Source organism: Pseudomonas beijingensis (genome assembly GCF_030687295.1).
Classification (GTDB): domain Bacteria; phylum Pseudomonadota; class Gammaproteobacteria; order Pseudomonadales; family Pseudomonadaceae; genus Aquipseudomonas; species Aquipseudomonas beijingensis.
In genome coordinates, this window is record NZ_CP117425.1 from 4832144 (window position 1) to 4851359 (window position 19216).

At 61.3% G+C, this 19216-nt stretch carries 15 protein-coding genes; 14 read left to right on the forward strand and 1 reads right to left on the reverse strand.

Annotation, left to right across the window (positions count from 1 at the left end; translation table 11 throughout):
* Nucleotides 1-60 precede the first annotated feature (60 nt).
* Both gstA and PSH84_RS21415 read left to right on the forward strand, forming a co-directional pair.
* Nucleotides 61-660, forward strand: coding sequence for a glutathione transferase GstA (gene gstA, locus PSH84_RS21410; RefSeq protein ID WP_122565873.1), 600 nt, complete (start codon nucleotides 61-63; stop codon nucleotides 658-660).
* A gap of 129 nt (nucleotides 661-789) precedes the next feature.
* Complete coding sequence (locus PSH84_RS21415; RefSeq protein ID WP_122565786.1) at nucleotides 790-1740, forward strand: DNA/RNA non-specific endonuclease; 951 nt, start codon at nucleotides 790-792, stop codon at nucleotides 1738-1740.
* A gap of 386 nt (nucleotides 1741-2126) precedes the next feature.
* On the opposite strand, the gene PSH84_RS21420 is transcribed toward PSH84_RS21415, so the two are convergent.
* Nucleotides 2127-3083 (reverse strand): threonine dehydratase, encoded by a 957-nt coding sequence (locus tag PSH84_RS21420; RefSeq protein ID WP_305481763.1) that lies wholly within the window; start codon nucleotides 3081-3083, stop codon nucleotides 2127-2129.
* Nucleotides 3084-3175: 92 nt separating this feature from the next.
* On the opposite strand from PSH84_RS21420, the gene PSH84_RS21425 reads away from it, so the two are divergent.
* The 12 genes from PSH84_RS21425 to PSH84_RS21480 all read left to right on the forward strand — a co-directional run bounded on the left by PSH84_RS21425 (nucleotide 3176) and on the right by PSH84_RS21480 (nucleotide 19209).
* Complete coding sequence (locus tag PSH84_RS21425) at nucleotides 3176-4135, forward strand: helix-turn-helix transcriptional regulator (protein ID WP_369530548.1); 960 nt, start codon at nucleotides 3176-3178, stop codon at nucleotides 4133-4135.
* A 100-nt stretch (nucleotides 4136-4235) separates the two neighbouring features.
* On the forward strand, nucleotides 4236-6110 hold the full coding sequence (locus PSH84_RS21430) for a 3-dehydroquinate synthase (RefSeq protein ID WP_305481764.1): 1875 nt from the start codon (nucleotides 4236-4238) through the stop codon (nucleotides 6108-6110).
* Nucleotides 6107-6997 carry a UbiA family prenyltransferase gene (locus PSH84_RS21435; protein WP_122565791.1) on the forward strand — a complete coding sequence of 297 codons (891 nt, stop codon included), beginning with the start codon at nucleotides 6107-6109 and terminating at the stop codon, nucleotides 6995-6997. Before PSH84_RS21430 ends, PSH84_RS21435 begins: the two co-directional genes overlap by 4 nt.
* Nucleotides 6994-7767, forward strand: a complete 774-nt coding sequence (locus tag PSH84_RS21440) for an EboA domain-containing protein (RefSeq protein WP_305481765.1) — start codon at nucleotides 6994-6996, stop codon at nucleotides 7765-7767. The genes PSH84_RS21435 and PSH84_RS21440 overlap by 4 nt, the downstream gene beginning before the upstream one ends.
* A gap of 41 nt (nucleotides 7768-7808) precedes the next feature.
* On the forward strand, nucleotides 7809-8693 hold the full coding sequence (locus PSH84_RS21445) for a TatD family hydrolase (RefSeq protein ID WP_122565793.1): 885 nt from the start codon (nucleotides 7809-7811) through the stop codon (nucleotides 8691-8693).
* Nucleotides 8690-9919, forward strand: a complete 1230-nt coding sequence (gene eboE, locus PSH84_RS21450) for a metabolite traffic protein EboE (RefSeq protein ID WP_305481766.1) — start codon at nucleotides 8690-8692, stop codon at nucleotides 9917-9919. Before PSH84_RS21445 ends, eboE begins: the two co-directional genes overlap by 4 nt.
* Complete coding sequence (locus tag PSH84_RS21455) at nucleotides 9909-11363, forward strand: alkaline phosphatase family protein (RefSeq protein WP_305481767.1); 1455 nt, start codon at nucleotides 9909-9911, stop codon at nucleotides 11361-11363. Before eboE ends, PSH84_RS21455 begins: the two co-directional genes overlap by 11 nt.
* Complete coding sequence (locus tag PSH84_RS21460) at nucleotides 11333-12472, forward strand: hypothetical protein (RefSeq protein ID WP_122565796.1); 1140 nt, start codon at nucleotides 11333-11335, stop codon at nucleotides 12470-12472. Before PSH84_RS21455 ends, PSH84_RS21460 begins: the two co-directional genes overlap by 31 nt.
* 10 nt (nucleotides 12473-12482) lie before the next feature.
* A complete protein-coding gene (locus tag PSH84_RS21465; RefSeq protein WP_305481768.1) occupies nucleotides 12483-14861 on the forward strand; it encodes a hypothetical protein in 2379 nt (792 codons plus the stop codon).
* A 181-nt stretch (nucleotides 14862-15042) separates the two neighbouring features.
* Nucleotides 15043-15963, forward strand: a complete 921-nt coding sequence (locus PSH84_RS21470; RefSeq protein ID WP_122565798.1) for a hypothetical protein — start codon at nucleotides 15043-15045, stop codon at nucleotides 15961-15963.
* Between the two features lie 129 nt (nucleotides 15964-16092).
* Complete coding sequence (locus PSH84_RS21475; protein WP_305481769.1) at nucleotides 16093-17397, forward strand: hypothetical protein; 1305 nt, start codon at nucleotides 16093-16095, stop codon at nucleotides 17395-17397.
* Between the two features lie 3 nt (nucleotides 17398-17400).
* The gene (locus PSH84_RS21480; RefSeq protein WP_305481770.1) at nucleotides 17401-19209 is read left to right on the forward strand and encodes a hypothetical protein; all 1809 of its coding nucleotides are present in this window, start codon (nucleotides 17401-17403) and stop codon (nucleotides 19207-19209) included.
* Nucleotides 19210-19216 lie beyond the last annotated feature (7 nt).

Below are 19216 nucleotides of genomic sequence, written 5' to 3' on the forward strand. Positions count from 1 at the left end.
TTTGAAAATGTTCCGAGCCTCACCGATTCTGGCGGCCCGTTCCCCGTCTGTGAGGAAACCATGAAACTGTACTTTGCCCCCATGACCTGCTCATTGTCCCCGCACATCGTGCTGCGAGAATTGGGCCTGCCTTTTGAATTGATCCGGGTCGACAACAAGACCAAGCGCACCGCCGACGCGCTCGACTTTCTGACCATCAACCCCAAGGGTTACGTGGCCGCCTTGGTGCTGGATAACGGCAGCGTGTTGACCGAGGGGCCCGTCATTGTCCAGTACCTGGCCGACCTGGTGCCCGGAAACACGCTAGCCCCGGCCAATGGCACCTGGGAGCGGGTTCGCCTGCAGGAGTGGTTGAACTTCATCAGTGCCGAAATCCACAGCGGTTGCGCCCCGCTGTTCAACGCCGACATTGCCGAACCAAGCAAAGCGATCTTCAGGGCAAAACTGTTCAAGCGTCTGGACTACCTCAGCCAGGCCCTTGCACGACAGGACTACCTGATGGGCCGCTTCGGCCTGGCTGATGGCTATCTGTTCACCGTTTTGAGCTGGTTGCCGTTGTTCAATATCGAGATCGGGGACTGGCCGGTGCTGGCGTCGTTCATGGCCCGAATCGCAGCACGCCCCAGCGTTCGGGCGGCGATGGCAGCGGAGGCGGCATAACCACAGGTCGACGATCAACTTCGCTGCGCGGTGTTTTGTTCCCACGCAGCATCATAAAAATTTCATGGTGCCGGAGCATGATCGCTAGGTTTGCTGATTACTTTCGTTCCCATTCAGCGAGGTAGGATCATGCCACCGCAAGGACTCCAGGTGGATTTCGCCCACCGACCACGGCTTGCCGATCTGCATCCGCTGCAGGAAACCGCCAGGCGCGTGTCCGGCACCCTGCGCAAACAGGCAGAGCCCACCGTCACGCCGGCGGTGCAGTTGCAAGACCGGCAGGGATACGACAGCGGCTTTCTGGGCGACTTCATAGTGCCTTGGCCGAGCGTGGAAGCGACGTTGGTCGATGACATCTACCCGACCGGCACCGCCGACAATCGCCTGGATTATCAGCACTTCTCCATCATGCTTTCGCGACGGCGACGTCTGGCCCTGGTGGCGGGCGTCAACATCGATGGCGCCAGCAGCGTCGAGATCGACCGGCGTCGTGATGCCTGGGCCTACGACGGTCGAATCCCCAGCGACGCCCAGATTGGCGAAGCGCTGTACGCCGGCAATTTACTGGATCGCGGTCATCTGGTCAGACGACAGGATCCCAATTGGGGGCCTGACGCACAGACCGCCAACAACGACACCTTCCACTTCACCAACTGCTCGCCGCAGATGGCAGCCTTCAATCAGAAAACCTGGCTTGAACTTGAGGATTACATCCTCGATAACACACGCCGGTGGAAAGCCAGGGCGACGATATTTACCGGGCCGTTGTTCCGGGACGATGATCAAACGTACAGAGGCGTACAGATCCCCACCGCCTTCTGGAAAGTCGTGGCCTTTCTCGGTGACGACGGCAAACCTTCGGCCAGTGCCTACATGATTGACCAGCGCCAGGAGCTGGAACAATTGGAATTGGTGTTCGGGGCACTCAAGACCTACCGGCGCAGCGTCGATCAAATCGAAGCGCTGACCGGTATCCGCTTTGCCGGCTTGGCTGACTATGACGGCTTCTCCAACGAAGAACGACTGACCGGGACGAGGATTGAAGCGCCGATCCGTGGGCCCGAGGACATCCGTCTTTGAAAACGGTGGGAGCGAGCCTGCTCGCGATGACGGCGGCACATTCAACATCATTACAAGCTGACCCACCGCTATCGCGAGCAAGCTCGCTCCCACAGGTTTGCGGTGTACATGAGTTTTGTGTCTGCTGAAAATCCAATGTGGGAGCGAGCTTGCTCGCGATGGCGGCGGCACATTCAACATCATCGCAAGCTGACCCACCGCTATCGCGAGCAAGCTCGCTCCCACAGGTTTTCCGTCAGTGGCCGTTACCGCAGAGACGGATATACACACCGTCCTTAGCAACAAATCAGCAGGTGCAGACCATCATCGGCATCGGCATGGCGTTCATCATGGTGGTGTTCCCTGTAAGTTCGAGAGTCGGACGAGGAATCTCCCGCCCCCATGGCTCAGCCAATCAATCGGGCATACACCGGCCGGTCAATATTCCCACCGGACAGAATCACCCCCACTTTTTTCCCCCGCATTGTTTCACGCTCCTGCATGAGTGCCGCCAAGGCCGCGGCGCCTGCTCCCTCGGCGAGGTTATGCGTATCGGTGTAATACACCCGCATGGCCTCGGCAATTTCCCCGTCGCTGACCGCGACGATCCGCGCCGCAGCGGCTCCGTAGATGGCAAAGGCCTCGGGAATGGGTCTACGCACGGCCAAACCGTCGGCAAAGGTATTCGCCGAAGGGGTCTCACACAGCCTTCCCGTTTCAAAGGACAACTTCGCCGCGACGGCCTCGGTGGACACGACGCCCACCACCTGGGTTTTCAGCCCCAAGGCGTCGCGAGCCGCGATGACTGCGCAGATCCCCGAGCCACAACCTATCGGCACATAGACAGTGTCGAGATCCGGCACCGCCTTGAACAGCTCAAGCCCATAGGTCGCCACGCCCTTGACCAACTCCGGATGGAACGGCGGCACCAGGTAGAGCCCCTGTGCATGGGCCAGGCGTGCAGCCTCTTCCCGGGCCTCATCGAAATCGCGGCCATACTCGACCACTTCGCCACCAAAGCCACGCATGGCATTGTTCTTCTCCACCGAGTTACCTTGCGGCACAACGATCAAGGCTTTCAAACCCAGTGCAGTGGCCGCCAGCGCCAGGCTCTGGCCATGGTTGCCGCGCGTCGCTGTGACAATGCCTTTCGCCTCGGGGTGCTCGCGCTTGAGCCAGCGCACGAAGGTCAGGCCACCGCGCACCTTGAAGGCCCCCGTCGGGGTGTGATTCTCGTGCTTGACCCACACCGTGCAACCCAACCGTTCAGCCAGCAACGGCCAGGCGTATTGGGCAGTGGCGGGCATGAACTGGTAGAGATGGCGGGCAGCGTGTTCGATGTCGTCGCGGGTCAGTGTGTGCATGATGGGCCTCCAGGTTTTGCCCAGTCTAATCAGCGCGCCAGCGGCGGGCTTTCAGAAAACTGACCTGACTTTCGGGCCCGCTCTTCACTACTATGCTGCTCATGAACCCGCGAAACCGCCAACCACCGCCCCAAACTGAATCGGTCCGTCGTATCGAGGCAGGGCCTTGGGCGATCGAATTGCTGCCCGGTTGCGCCTACGCGACCCGCTATGTCGCGACCCAGTCGGCGATCGGTTTTGCCTTCGACAGCCAGCGCGGCATGCACGCCATCGGCAGTGATCGTGTGCTGCCCTTCGAGGCGCTACCCAACGGCCTGGCATTCGTCCCCGCCGGATGCGACGTGTTCTCCGAATCCCCCAGGGGCGGTGAATACCTGCGAGTGGCGCGCACCGACGGCATGACGTTGCCGGGAGAACATGCGTTCAACAATCGTATTGACCCGCAGGCCATCACCCTCGCCTTGAGCATGCGCAGCGCACTGCTGCGTGCAACGACAGAGGGCGATTGGGAAGCCTGGGCGCTCGGGCTGGCTGAACGGGTGAAAGACCAAAAAACGTTTTTTTCGGCACGCCCTCAAGGTTCCATCACGGGCAACCGGATGCGCCTGCTCGATGAATTCATCGACGCCGATCTCGGCGGTCCGCTGGGAGTCAAGGAAATGGCTGGGCTACTGGGTTTGTCCGAGGGTTATTTCATGCGGGCCTTCAAGCAGGCAACCGGCAAAAGCCCACACAGTTACCTGATCGACCGACGCCTCGCCAAGGCACGGGCGCTGATGCGTGATTCAAGCGCCCGGCTGACCGACATCGCGCACACCTGCGGCTTCAATTCCCAGGCGCACATGACCACGCTGTTCAAGCAACGCCTTGGCGTCAGCCCGGCGCAGTTGCGCGCGGGTATTCGAGGCCCTGAATGCGCAGCACAAGCGGCTGATGCGGGTCAGCTGAAGGGCGAAGTCCCCCCAATCAAATTGCCATCAGATCGCCTTGCAAAAATACCCTGGCCGTCTAGATTCAAACCTGTCTCCAACCACATCTTCAACCACACCTGACAGCCCCTTGGGCGAGAGCGTCTATTGGCCTGAAAAACACACTTGGCGTTGCTTTTAATTACTGACACGGAATCAGTCATAACAACAAGAGGGATGCTTGATGAAGCATGGCCGTGGGTATCGTTTGCTCTCGCAAAAAGGACCAGCCGTACATTTCTGGCTGTCATTGGTTTGCTTTTCAGGCCTGGTGATCGCCAGCTTCCTGTTATTCGAACAACAGATCCAGGGCTTGCTGACCCATATCAACCTGTACCTGCCCTCGACGCCCGCGCAGAAACTCAACCTGGCCTTGCTGCTGATTGCCCTGCTGGCGCTGGACGTGGTGCTGCCGGTGCCGTCGAGCATGGTCGCGCTGCTGGCCGTGGCGATGCTCGGCAGCCTGGGGGGTTACCTGGTGATTTTCGTCGGCCTGTGCCTGGGCGCCGGGCTGGGTTATGCGCTGGGGGCCGGCTACTTCCGTCTGCTGTCCGGCCGCCTGGGCCTGCATCAACGCCAACCGGGGCAACTGGCCTACCGGTTGGGCACGCTGTCGTTGATCTGCCTGCGCGGCGTCCCGGTACTGGCGGAAACCTCGGTCGTCGCCGCCGGCATGCAACGTTATCCATTACGCGCATTCATCCTGGTCACCACCCTGGCCAATGCCGGCCTCGCATTGGCCTACAGTGCCATCGGCACCTTCCTCGTCGAACAGAACGCGCTGTTGGTGACGCTGCTCGCCAGCATGGTATTGCCTGGGCTGTTCATCGCCGGGTACAGCCTGTTCAAGAGCATTCGCCGGCACGGCGCGGAGCCGCCTTTGCACGGGCGTTTCAAGGTCAGCTACGACTACCCGGTGGTGTTCACCGATCATGTATTCGACCCGCTCAATCCCTGTTTGCACCGCCAGCTCATGACCGGGCACCGGGGCCAGGTCACGGTGCTGGTGTTCGCCGATGAACAACTGCTGCACAGCACCCCGCACCTGCTGGAACAAATCAATGCCTACTTTGCCAGTCATTTTCCGGACCTGCATTTGCAGGCACCGCCCATCGCGGTCCCGGCCGGCGAGTCGAGCAAGGATTCACAGGTGTTGCAGCAGCTGTACAGCGACATGCTGCAACATGGCTTGGACCGGCATTGCTATGTGCTGGCCCTCGGTGGCGGCGCGGTGCTCGATGCGGTGGGCTACGCCTGCGCCACCTTCCACCGCGGCATTCGCCTGATTCGCATCCCCAGCACCGTGCTCGCCCAGAACGACGCCGGGATCGGTGTGAAAAACGGCATCAACGCCTTTGGCCAGAAGAACCTGCTCGGGGCTTTCTATCCCGCCACCGCGGTCATCAACGACTTTCAATTGCTGACCAGCCTGACCCGGCGCGATCAGATCGCCGGGCTGGCCGAGGCGGTCAAAGTGGCGCTGATCAAGGACCCGGCGTTTTTCCAGTGGATGGAGCAACAGGCCGACGCCCTCGCCCAGTTCGATCATGCAGCCAGCCGCTACGCGATCCGCCGTTGCGCCGAACTGCACCTGGCGCACATCACCGGTGCCGGAGACCCCTTTGAGCGCGGTAATGGGCGGCCTTTGGACTACGGGCACTGGGCCGCCCACAAACTGGAAAACCTCAGCCACCATCGACTGCGCCATGGTGAAGCCGTCGCGGTGGGCATGGCCCTGGATGGGCTCTATGCCAATGCCCTGGGGCTGTTGAGCGACGTCGACAGCGACCGGGTGCTGCGCCTGCTGCTCAAGCTCGGCTTCTGCCTGAACCCGCCGGAGCTGACCTTGAAAGATACACAGGGACGCTCGCAGGTTCTGCTCGGGCTGGAAGAATTCCGCCAGCATTTGGGCGGGCAACTTTCCATCCCCATGCTCAGCCGGATCGGCGAGTCGGTGGACTTGCACGAAATCGATACCGCACGAATGGAGCAAGCCTTGCAGCGGCTGTCCACCCAGCTCGAGCTTGCACCCACCCTGAACCAGAGCTGCGTGCAATGAACCCGTCGTCGCCGGACCTCAAGACCTGGATGACCCTCGGCCGCGTGTCCAACCTGCCCACGGTATGGACCAACACCCTGGCCGCCGCCCTGCTCGCCAGCAGTGCCGGCGCCCTGGCACCGCCGTCGTCCCTGGTGTGGCTCCTGTTGCTGGCGGCCCTGTCGCTGCTGTACCTGGCCGGCATGTTGTTGAATGACCTGTTGGACGCCGACTGGGACCAACAACACCATAATCCCCGCCCCATCACCCTGGGCCTGGTCAGCCGTCAGCAAGTGCGGTTGGCCACGGCGCTGCTGCTGGTGCTGGCCGCAGTCGCGCTGCTGGGGCTGAGCCGGCTGATCGAGCAGCCGCATTGGTTGCTGGGCAGCGCCACCCTGTTGGTGGGCTGCATTCTCGGCTACAACCTGCTGCACAAAAAATATGCCCACAGCGTCTGGCTGATGGGTGCCTGCCGCTCGACGCTCTACCTCACCGCGGCGGCCAGCCTGGCGATGCCACCCGAACCGATCTGGCTCTGCGCCATTTTACTCGGCGTCTACATCAGCGGCCTGACCTACCTGGCCCGCCAGGAACACCGCAACCAACTGATCAGCCGCCTCCCTCTGCTGCTGATGCTGAGCCCACTGGCGTTGGCGATCTACGCAGACAACGCCTGGTTCTGGCCGGTCCTGCTGATATGGCTTGGCTGGTTGGGCTGGCACTACTGGCGCAACCTGGCCAACCCGCGGCAACGGAAGGTTCGCGCCTTTATCGGTGCAGGTCTGGCCGCCCTGCCGCTGTTCGATGCCCTGGTGCTGGCCGTCGCCAACCAGCCGCTGGGCAGCCTGTTATGTGTCCTGGTGTTTTTCCTGCTTCCTCATTTCCAACGCTGGATCAAACCAACATGAACACGGACGTTACTGCACCGGCATCGGCGGCCCTCGACATGCGCCACGACTGCCTGAACGAACAACGCCGGAATTTCATCCCGTCACTCGATGAAAGCGAACGGCAATGGTGGCTCTTGGCACAGGCGCAACTTGCCCAACACCCGGACGCCAACACCGCGGCGCTCCTGAGCGGCCAGTGCAAGCGCAACCTCAAGGAGCGTGCCCAGCCCGGCACTGACGGCTGGAGCAATGTCCAGCTCGCGCGGGCGTTGCTGCTGGCCCAGGTCCTGGAGCAACAACCCGGCGCCGAGCAGGTGCCCCTGCTGCGCCAGTTGTTCCTGTGGGGCGACGACCAGGAAAAAATCGCCACCTTGAAGGCCCTCGACTGGCTCGATAGCCGAGGGCTGTGTGTCGAGCTTGCCCTTCAGGCCGGGCGCACCAGCAACAGTCAGGTGTTCGCCGCCCTCGCCCTGGACACCGCCTATCCGTCGCGTCACTACGACGAACGGGCCTTCAGCCAACTGGTGTTAAAGGCGCTGGGCATGGGCCTCGACGTGCGACGCCTGATCGGCCTGACGCAACGCCACAGCGTCACCCTCAACCAGTTGGCCCTCGACCTGTTGGACGAACAACTCGCCGCCGAACGAACGGTGTCCGTCGGCCTGCCTCACGTGATTGCCTTCACCCTGCTGAGCCCGGCGCAACGTCAGCGCCTGGCCGGCCTGGCCCAGCAACAACGCTTGCCGCCGCCATGGCACGCGCACCTGGGCGGCGCTTCGCCGAACTGATGCCCACCCGCCCCCCCCTGCCTTTTTGACGAGGATTCACCATGCTCAAGTACTTCGACCCGCATATCCACATGGTCAGCCGCACCACCGACGACTACCAGAACATGGCGGCCGCTGGCATCACCGGCGTGATCGAACCGGCCTTCTGGCAGGGCCAGGCCCGGACCAGCGTCGGCAGCTTTATCGACTACTTCGACACACTGTTGGGCTGGGAGCGTTTTCGCGCCAGCATGTTTGGCATCCATCATTTCTGCACCATTGGCCTGAACCCCAAGGAGGCCAATGACCTGTCGGTGGCCAATGAAGTGCTGGAGATTCTGCCGCGCTACCTGGTGAAAGATGGCGTGGTGGCGGTGGGTGAAATCGGTTACGACGACATCACCCCGGAAGAAGATCGCTTTCTCGCCGCCCAATTGGAGCTGGCCAGGCAATTCAATCTACCGGTGCTGGTGCATACCCCGCACCGCGACAAGATCGGTGGCACCAAACGCACGCTCGCGGTCATCCGCGAGGTCGGCATTTCCGAACACCTGGTGATCATCGACCACCTCAACGAACTGACCCTGCCCCTGGTGCTGGACAGCGACTGCTGGCGCGGCCATTCCATCTACCCCAACACCAAGATGTCGGAACAGCGCATGGTCGCGCTGCTGCAGCAGTACGGCACGGAAAAAATGGTGGTCAACAGCGCCGCCGACTGGGGCATCAGCGACCCGCTCAAGGTGCCCAAGACCGGCCAGGCGATGCTGGCCGCCGGCTTCAGTGAAACCCAGGTCGAACAAGTGCTGTTCCACAACCCGGTGGACTTTTTCGCCCAGAGCGGCCAGTTGGACAAAACCCTGGTCAGCACACCCCTGCCCATCGATCAGCGGCGGCAGTGGCAGGACAACTCCGCCCTGCGGGGCCAGGAGCCGGTGATCAAATGAGTGCCCGCACGGGTTGGACGGCCACGCAGATCGGCTATTGCAGCAACGTGCACCCGACCCGTGACCTGGGCGGGCTGCGCGCATCCGTCGAACGGCATTTCCAGACCGTACGCACCCTGCGCGGGCTGGACACCCAGGACAGCGGCCTGTGGATCAGCGCCGTAGCTGCCGCCGAACTCCAGCAGGCGCAGGCCCGTGGGGAGTTTCTCGACCTGCTGCAACGCAGCGGGCTGCGCCTGACCTCGCTCAACGGTTTTCCCTACGGCCAGTTTCACCAGGGCGCGGTAAAAGCCGACGTCTACCTGCCCAGTTGGGCCGATCCACAGCGACTGACGTACAGCCTGGACCTGGCCCGGTTTCTCGCCCAGGCCTTGCCGGCGGATTGTGCCCAGGGGGTGATTTCCAGCGTGCCGCTGGGTTATGCCGCGCACTGGAACCCGACGCTACAGCAACGTGCCGAGCGTCAATTGCGCGAGCTCACCGCCGCGCTGGCCCGGCTGCAACGGGAGACGAGCAAGAAGATCGTGATCTGCCTGGAGATGGAACCTGATTGCGTGCTGGAAAACACCGACCAAGCCATTGCCTTCTTCCACCACTGGCAAGCCACGGACCCGCACCATGAGTACCTGGCGCTGTGTTTTGACGTCTGTCACCAGGCCGTGATGTTTGAAGACTGCTATCAGTCACTGGACCGATTGCGTCGGGCCCGGATCCCCATCGGCAAGATCCAGCTATCCAACGCGCTGATTTGTCGCCTGCCGGAGGACGAGTCGCGGCGCGAACAGGTGCTCAAGACATTGGCAGGCTTTGCCGAACCCACCTACTTGCATCAAGTGAAAGCCCACGACGGGCAGGCGCGGTTATCGGCCTGGGCCGACCTCCCTGCGGCGCTGGATGACTGTGAGCAGAACGGCGCCGCCCATCCCGAACTGAGGATTCACTTCCACATTCCGTTGTTCAGCGAACACCTGCTGTTGCCTGAACTCAGCGGCAGCCAGGTCGCCCTGGCGCAAACCTTCGACTTTCTGGCCGACCATGGGGATTTTCGCCCGGTTCTGGAAGTGGAAACCTACAGCTGGGGCGTCCTGCCCAGCCAGTTGCGGCCCACGACCGAGCACGCCCAACTCCAGGGCATCGCGGCGGAATTGCACTGGGTCGAGGCTCAGTTGCAACAGCGCCAGTTGCTGCAACCCCAAGCGCTGGAGGCCTGCGCCGATGCCCTCTGATCCTGCGCGCCAGCCGCTGTTGCTGATCAACGTGGTCGGCCTGACCCCCGCGCTGCTGGGCGCCGCGACGCCCTGCATCAATGCGCTGCTGAAAACGGCCAGGATGGCCACGCTGCAACCGGTGTTCCCGGCGGTCACCTCTACCGTGCAGGCTTCGATCCTCACGGGCCAGCCACCCTCGGAACACGGCATCGTCGGCAACGGCTGGTATTTTCGCGATCAGGCCGAAGTCCGCTTCTGGCTGCAACCCAACGCACTGATCCAGGGGGAAAAGGTCTGGCAGACACTCAAGCGTCAATACCCCGGGTTTCGCTGCAGCCAATTGTTCTGGTGGTACAACATGTACGCGGACGTGGATGCCGCGATTACCCCACGCCCCCATTACCCGGCCGATGGCCGAAAAATGTTCGGCCTGTATTCGACGCCGGCCTCGTTGCATGAGCGTATCGAGCAGCAGATCGGCGAATTTCCCTTTCCAGGTTTCTGGGGGCCGGCGGCCGGCATCGCCTCGAGCCGCTGGATCGTCGATTGCGCCATCGCCGAATTCCAGCTCAATCGACCCGACCTGCAGTTGATCTACCTGCCCCATCTCGACTACAGCCTGCAACGCCTGGGCCCCGAGCACCCGTCGATTGCCAACGAGGTACGGGCCATCGACAGCGAAGTGGGACGTCTGCTGGCCTTTGCCCAAGCGCAAGGCGCGGCGGTGATGCTGCTGTCCGAATACGGGATCGAAGCCGTCACCCAATCCGTTTCCATCAACCGGTTGTTACGTGCCGAAGGCTTGTTGCAGGTACGCCAATCGCTGACTTGGGAATTGCTCGATCCCGGTGCCAGTGCGGCGTTTGCGGTGGCCGACCATCAGATCGCGCACATTTACGTGAAGCAGGCGCGCGACATCCCTCGGGTCAAGGCACTGTTGCAACGCCAGGCCGGCATCGAGCAGGTGCTCGATAAAACCGAACAACGGGCCTGGCAACTGGATCACCCCCGCAGCGGCGAGCTGGTGGCCGTGGCCGCCGCCGATTACTGGTTCGATTACTACTACTGGTTCGACGATCGCAAGGCCCCCGACTTTGCCCGCACCGTGGACATCCATCGCAAGCCAGGCTACGACCCGCTTGAGCTGTTCATCGACCCAGCCATTCGCTTCCCAAAATTGAAAGTGGCGCGCCGCCTGCTGCAGAAAAAGCTCGGCTTTCGCTACTACATGGACCTGATTCCGCTGGACACCCGCCTGGTCCGCGGCAGCCACGGCCGGCTGCCGGAGAGCACGAAGACCGGCCCGCTGCTCATCACCAATTGTGATCTGTCGTTGCCGCAGCACCTTGCGGTCACGGCGGTGAAGCAACTGCTCCTGGAACACTTCCAGGGGCACCCTCATGCCGATACGGCGAATGCCAAGGAGCTTCCATGCGGCGAGCCATTTCCATCACTGTTCTAAGTGCCCTGGCCGGTTTGGCCCAGGCACAGGACCCCAACAACTTCGACTGCAGCAATTTCCTGCAGTTTGGAGCCGACATCAACAAGACCCGGACCGCGTTTGCCCAGAGCCCCGAGACCATGGCCTGGAATTGGTTCGCCTGCCTGAACCAGCCCAGCACGGCACAGAGCAGCAACCTCGTGTGGGAGACGATGAAGCCCTCGGACCAGGTCTACCTGCCCGATGGCGCCCCGCCGGGGGCCTATGACACCTCCGCACCGCTGCCGGCCGAGGTGGTGACACAAGCCAAGGCGCAAGGCATGAACCTGTCCCGTGCCTTCCATAACCTCAACGCCACCCAACAGGTCGACGGCTTGATCCTGCAAATGGGCGGTGCCGTGCCCGACGCCCAACAGGGCAACCCCGTACGCTTTCAACTGCTGATGGGCAAGGACACCTTCGACTACATCGTGAAGAACCAGGTCTACAACGTGAATGGCCAGGCCGCCCTGGCCAATGACCTGAACTTTCCGCCCACCGCCTGGGAGTTGAAAGCCGCATGGCTGTGGATCGGCTCAGACACAACCTACCGACAAACCCTGGTCAACGACGGCTACTACATTGCCCAGGCCTATTACCAGCAGGACGGAAAATACCAGGTTGGCTACGCGGCACTGAGTGGCCTGCATGTCGTCAATAAGCTGGACAGCAACTGGGTCTGGACCACCTTCGAAAACATCAACAACAGCAAGTACACCGTGACCAATGCGCCAACACCCGCGCCGATGACCAACACCACCGGGCCGACTCCGGCCGCCAAGCCGGTCAATGTCAGCTTCCAGGCCAATAACCCGAGCCTGTCGAAATACGAATTGATCGGAGTCGAGTTCCAACCCATCACCCAGGTACTGGCCAACTCGCAGCTGGAATCGGCGTTCCAGAACACCTCGTCCTGCCTGGCCTGCCACAGCACTGCCGCCTACTCGAACGACGACGGCTACTTCAATTTCGCCCTGAACAAGGGGGACGGCATTGTTTACCCGACAGCCCCGCTGCCAGCCTCAGACTTCGACGGCTACAAAAAACTGGACTTTGTCTGGTCGCTGAAACGCGCCCAGTGGCAACGCTAAGGAGCATGACATGAGCGTATTGAATTTCCCCCGTATCTACCTCAACGGCCATATGTTCTGGAACCCACCCACGGCCAACAACAATGATGTGTTCCCGCTGTATGACGCGGTCAACATGGACATCAACTGGCCGTTCATGAGCCACTTCGACATCACGTCCACCAACGCCCCCACCAAATTGATGCCCTGGGCCATCAAGCCCCTGGCAATGAACGAGCTGCCGACCTATGTGCTGCAGGTACCGACCAATGCCAACCCGAAGACCTACCCGTACATGCCCGCCGAATGGGATCTGTTTGGCGACAATGCCTGCGGCACGGTGAGCTACAAAGGCACTCGCTCAACGATCATCGGTGGCGAGCTGCAGGCCAACACCTACATCACCCAGGATGCGCTGGTCGGCAGGGACTACCAACTGCTCGGCAATCCCTTTGGCAGCAACACTCCGACTGCCGCGCGCTTCGTGGATGTCAGCCCGTGGCAGAACACCTTCACTGCGTTGTATTTCGACAAGCTGATACTGGGAGATGCCACGTGTGGCCTGACCCTCAAGCGCCAATATCGGATGATGGATCGCTTCCTGAACTTCAACTGGGGTGCCTTTGGTGGCCTGGTGTATGTCACCACCACCTGGCAGACCTGCTTTCCCAAGGAAAACCTGGAATGGGTCATCGGCGATTCGGCGCTGTTGAGCAACCTTCAAAAGCAGATGACGCAGCAAGGTGTACAGGGCTTGATGTTTCGGTTCTCCACTTACCTGACGTGCTACGACAGAAACGGTGTTTTCAACGATTTCCCGTACGTCAACACCCACTCCAATGCCCCCACGGATACGGATCGTGTGCAAGCGATGTATCAGAAGGGCCTGGACAACGTTTCCAATATTTTCTTCAACCCCGCCTACAGCCGCACCGCCGCAACCCTGGGCCTCTGGCTCACTGACGAATACCCTACCGCCCCCGCCGGCCTTCGCCTGGTGCCCGCGCAACCTGTAGCGGTTTCTCAACCAGGCAAGGATCCCCAAAGCGCCACACTGGGCGTGGTGTCGGCACAGATTACCGACAACACCCTGTCGCTGGACCTGGCTAACACTTTCCCGTTTTATCCGGTGCTCCCCAAGGCCGATATCCTGACCGCCGAAAAATTCCAGGCCGGCGACTACAAACTGGGGGTTCTGCAGAATCAACAGTTCAATCCGGTGGTCAGCTTCGGTTTCGACCAATACAACCAGGCCGCCTTCGACAAACGTTCCGGCCTGCTGGACTTCACCCTGACCGACGCCGACAAGACAACCTTGCAGTCCGGCCCGCTGGCGCTGCAAGTACAACCCCCGGCCCAGGATGCGCCGAAGATCGCCGCCACCCAGCAGACCTGGACCGCCGAGGTCATAGAAAGCGGCAGTTTCATCGACGTGGGCGACCACAAGACGCTGACCATCATGGTGCAGAAAAATGGTGTGCCAGCCGCCAAGACCACGCTGTGGGTAGCGGAATATGGCAACCCCTACATGGTGACCACCAGCGATTACTACCTGGCGTTCAGTAACGCCGCCAACTTCACGCTGTTCTACGACGACCCGACGGACCGCAACTTGAACCATGCCAATCTGCCGCAGTTCAATGATGCGCCCCCCGTATCGAACTACCTGGCCACTGGCAGCGGCCGCCGGCTTACCGCCCTGCAAAACGTGCATCGGCCGACCAGTACCCCGGTCGGGTATCAGGATTTCCTGAACGGCGAGAGCAAACCGATTGCGGTCAATTTGCGCCCTTGTCTGGCATTCGACGCCGGCGTCTACGTCACCGGGACACTGAACGACTATCAGGCCACCCCGGTGGATTACTCCTATGTAACCACCACCACCGACGCCAACGGCATCGCCCAGGTAAGCTTCAGGGCCGTGGCTCCGGGCTTCCCGACCTTGCGTTTTTTTGTCAAGGAAGGCGACAGCGATCCGGTCATTCCCTTCAGCTTCCCGCTTCCCCAAGCCTACATCGACTTCCTCGCCCCGCTGCGCGTCCTGCCTTTGGACGTGCAACTGCAACAGGACTTCATCAACTACTGGAACACCGTCTACAAGGACAAGGACGCCGCCACGCAGTTGTGGGAGGGTTTCCTCTACCCACGCATCCTGCAGACCTTCTATTACCTGTACCCCATCATGAACAAGTACATGCCGCTCAACTCCCAGGCGCGCGTCGAAAGCGCCATCGACCAGCTGATTGTGCTGATCAGCAAGCCCTACCAGGAAGAAAGCACGCTCTCGATGCCCATCACCCGTGACATGTCCCAGAGCCGCCGCGCGGTATTGGAGCTGTGGGCCAAGAAGCTGGTGAAGCGCAACTATCCGCCACAACAACTCAAGATGAGCGATTACGACAACCTCTGACCGGAACGCTGTTTACCCAAGGAGGATAAACCACTGTGGGAGCGAGCTTGTGTGGGAGCTGAGCTTGCTCGCGATGAAGGCACCGCGGTCTTTCGAATGACAGCGTTATCGTTCGTCGCGAGCAAGCTTTGCTCCCACAGGCTCCCACAGTGTCACCCGGTACTTTTCAAAGGAATGACCTATGAAAACCAGTCTCTTGAACCGGCTGTTGCTGTTGATCCTGCTGTTCAGCCCATCGCTGTTCGCCCAGGACAGCGGTGCCGTGTACTTCACCATGGGCGTGCACAACACCGAGGGCTGCAACGAACAGAACGGCAACTGCATCGCCAAACGCATCCCGGGCGAGCCCTCCGATCCGTTTTTCCCAGCGTTCTGGATCAGCGATTGGACCATGTACCGGGTGATGCACAACTACGAAAAGAACCCGCCGCCCTACAGCAATCCCCCCACCACCCTCACCCCGGCGGACTACACCGTCTCCCGGGGGACCAGCTATTACGACACGGCGTATATCCCGGCCGATGGCGACGGCTTTGGCGCGATGATGGAGCACTATGAGAAGTACTGCCTGCCGATCTTCCCGATCAAGAACAACAACTACACCTGCTCCTTCGTGTCCCTGGGCAACAAGGCTTACTTCCTGACCTACCCGCAGGATCGTCCGAAAGACATGCCGGCCTGCTGCATGTTCTCGCCAATGAATCATCCACCTCGGCAGGACTTCATCCAGCACCTGCCCTACAGCGCCGAGCGCAGCCAGAACCTCAACGCCAGCGTGCAGGCCTATGCGCTGGACCTTCAATCGCCACAGGGTCCGATCCTGTTTGGCTATGCCTTCTACAAAAAGATGACGGGACAACCACCCTACCGCCAACCCCAGTCGTTCTTTTTCTCCGGTGACACCAGCGTCGCCAATGCGCCGATTGTCAGCCAGAACTACACCAACTTCCGCATCGCCAAACCGGACCCGGCCCAGACCTGGGCCCAGGTGGCCGCGATGTGCCCGGCGAATCCGCCGCCCTGCCAGTTGTTCGAGCCACCGGCTTCCCAGAGCAACGGCCAAAAGGCGCAGTGGAACAAGCTCATGCAGCGCAAACCCTGAATGTGGGAGCGGGCTTGCTCGCGAAAACGGAATGTCAGTCGACTCAATGTTGACTGGCCCACCGCTTTCACGAGCAAGCCCGCTCCCACATTTGATTAGTGTTGTCCTCACCTACGTGGAAGGATCGCCATGAACACTTCACTTCGTTTCACCATGGTGCTACTGGGCCTGGTCAATCTTTCAGCCCTCGCCCTGGAACAACCCCAGGGACAGGCCGTGCCGTCGACACAAGCCACCCGCCTCAATTGCCAGCCTCCCAGCACGGCACCGGCAGCCAACGCCAGCCAGGATCTGTTCGATCAATACAGCTGGCAGCTGTTCATCGCCGTGAACTGGCCCGCCCAGGCGGGGCAGCGAGGTGATCCCGACTGCAGCAAACAACCGGGGGACCCTGGCTACACCGTCTGGCAGACCTACAAGACCGTAGAAGAAACCTTCCTGCCACGGGGGGCAGATCCAGGCCCCTGGAACAGCCCGCTACTTGCCAAGAGCCTGGGCATCATCAACATCGCCGCGCTGAAGAACAGCTCCCAGGTGAATGCCGTCGACCAGGCCGTCGGCGGCTGGCTGATCGACCAGGCTGGCAACCCGACCTACTACGACATCTCGGCCAACGAAACCTCCTACAACTACATCGTCGCCAACCAGTTCTATAACGCCGATGTCGTTTCCAAAGCCAACAACATCCTCTTTCCCTACGGGGTCATCGAGGTCAAATCGAGCTGGCGCATCCTCACCACGCATGACAACGCCAGCCGCTACCTGACCCTGCTCGCCCGTGTAGCCACGTTCGACGATCAAGGCCAGCGCAGCGGCGTCACCGAGGCCTACCTGGGCCTGGTGGGGCTGCATATCATCACCAAGGTGAACGGCTATCCGCAGTGGATCTGGTCGACCTTCGAACAGATCGACAACGTTCCACCCAAAGTGCAGGTGAACGGCGTGTGGGTCGACCAGCCGGCATCCGGCACGACCTATTCCTACTTCAACCCCAGCGCGCCGGCAGCCACCCTCAACCAGTCACCCTGCGACTGGCAAACCCAGGGCGCGCACCTGGTCTGCGTGCCCAAACCCGGCACGACCTTCCAGACCCCGAACCCGTTGAACCGCGTCACGCCGATCGCCGAGGTCACCAACCAGGTCAACACCCACTACCGCAGCGACCCAGGCCTGCAACGCAGCGTGTTGAAGTACTACCAACTCATCACCACCCAGCGTCCGCTGATGCCGGACAACCCCAGCAACCCACTGGGACAGCCGACACCCGCCCTTTCGGCCAACGTGACCATGGAAAGCTACATCCAGCCCAACAGCAGTTGCATGAATTGCCACTCCATGGCGACACCGGTCAAGAGTCCCTACAAATCCGATTACTCCTACCTGTTCAAATTTGCCAACGCGCCTGTCGGCAAGACCATCAAGGACGAGGAATAACTCATGAGCATCCTGAACGGACCACGGCTGAATTTCTGGGGCGGCATCCGCACCGACGTCAGCCTGCCGAACAATTCCCCGACCATTCCCTACGATGGCAACGATGAGTGGCCGCTCTTCGACCTGACCACCTCGACCCTGGCACCAGGCGCCCAGCCCTACACCGACGACCAGTTGAACAACATGATCAACGCCCCCACCGGCAACTACTACACCGCCGGTGGCTGGAATCACTACGGGCAACATGTCGTCGACATGCAGAACGCCTTGATCAGCTCCCAAGGCAAACCCGGCAGTATCAGCACCACCGGCGACCTGGTGGGCCAGGCCGTCTACCTGCTCGGCTCGGTGGACCCGGTGACCGGCCAGGGACCGGTGTCCGGCCCGATGATGGTAGACCTGGACCCCACCGCCTCGACGACCACTCAGATCTTCGTCGGCGGCCTGCAAATCGGGGGCAATGACAACATCCAACTGCTGATCCACAGCGACACCGTGTGCAGCAGTTTCGACGTGGCGGGACGTGTGCTGTTGCCGAAGAAAATGGACGCGCCGGGCTCTTTCCATGCCAGCGGCACGTTTCAACTGACCTTCCCCTTGAGCAGCATTGTCAGTTGGAACCAGAACAGCAGCGGCCTGCGCTCGATCATCCAGGCACCGGGCGCGACGGGCATCGTCTTGCGTTTCGTCATGTTCGAAATGTGCCCCACGATGACCACCGAACAGCTGGACGCCGACTACGCCGCCGGCAAGTACACCCCCAACCCGAGCATCGGCCGAGTCATCGGCACACTGGCCCCGGCCTTCGCCGATGAGCCGCTGAACTGCCAGCCGGGCCGGCAACTGGTCAACCAGAGCACGGGCAATGCCGGCTATGCCGACCTGGACAATACCGGTTACCTGAGCATCGACATGGTGAACGTCATCCCGAAGGAAACCTTCCGGGCGGTCAGGGACGACATCACCAGCCCGATCGGCCCCAACGCCAATTACGGGACTGTGACCATCAGCGCCGGCACCACCACCCTGACGACCCTGGAGCCGACCAGCCTTTTTTTATTGGACTACTACGTGTATGGCGGCATCGTCGACCTGCCCCTGACCGTCGACCAGCAACAGGCGGTGCGGACCAACGCCTTGGCGATCAATGCGCCGGACAAGGTCGCTGGGACCACGTTGCAAGCCACCGAGTCGACCTATCGGATCTATGCCGACCAGCGCAACGTCTACTTGGAGGACTACCCCAACGGCCTGTCGATCACCCTGCAAGTCAGGTACCTGGGCGGCGCGGTCCCCTGCACCACCGAAATCGGCCTAAAAGCAGCGGCTCCCGCTGTCTATGATCAACCGCAGTACTGGGACTTTCTCGACTTCCCTGACTCATTGACCGTCAGCAGTGGCCAGCTTTCTGTCAGTTTTTCCGTCACCCTCAAGCCGGGTAGCACCGCCCAGGCGGGTTTTGTCGCCTTGACCTGCACGGCCAATGGCCTCGACAGCGGTGCTTACTTCACCAACTTTCGCAAATACGCCCAGACCGACTTCGGCATTCCCCAGGGCACCACCATCACCTGGCCGCTGATGTACCCCAACGTGCTGCGCTTTCACTACCTGGCGTTCCCCGCCATGTCGCGCTATATCCCGCTGAATCAGCCCGACGCCATCATGGGTGCCAAAAACCCCATCCTCGCCCGCACCTCGGATGCCTACAAAGGCACCACGCTGTTCATGCCAGTGGTGCGCTCGATGTCGCCCTGTCAGCGGGCGCTGCTGCGGGCCTATCTCACCGGCGAACCGTGGCAACCGCCGCAATGACCGCGCC